Origin of the sequence: Algoriphagus lutimaris (assembly GCF_017051705.1) — a bacterium.
In the GTDB taxonomy this organism is placed as follows: domain Bacteria; phylum Bacteroidota; class Bacteroidia; order Cytophagales; family Cyclobacteriaceae; genus Algoriphagus; species Algoriphagus lutimaris.
Window position 1 is genome coordinate 1 of record NZ_JAFIDJ010000052.1, and the last position, 272, is coordinate 272.

At 43.0% G+C, this 272-nt stretch carries 1 rRNA gene; it reads left to right on the forward strand.

The features are described from left to right. Nucleotides 1-171: 171 nt before the first annotated feature. Nucleotides 172-272 (forward strand): 16S ribosomal RNA (locus JYB62_RS19750); the annotation flags it as partial.

Sequence of the window (272 nt, forward strand, 5' to 3'; positions counted from 1 at the left end):
TGGTTCTTGAAACGTGAGTTTTGAGAGATCGACAGAGGCCACAGATGAGTGGCATCAAGTTCTTTGAAGTGATGTAAGGCGAAAAAATAATATAACCTGAGAAAGACGAGGGAAGGTTTATGTGGTTTGCTGAACAGGCGGTCATATAGACAGTGTATATAATGATAATTTACAATGGAGAGTTTGATCCTGGCTCAGGATGAACGCTAGCGGCAGGCCTAATACATGCAAGTCGAACGGTAGATTACTTTCGGGTAATTGAGAGTGGCGCA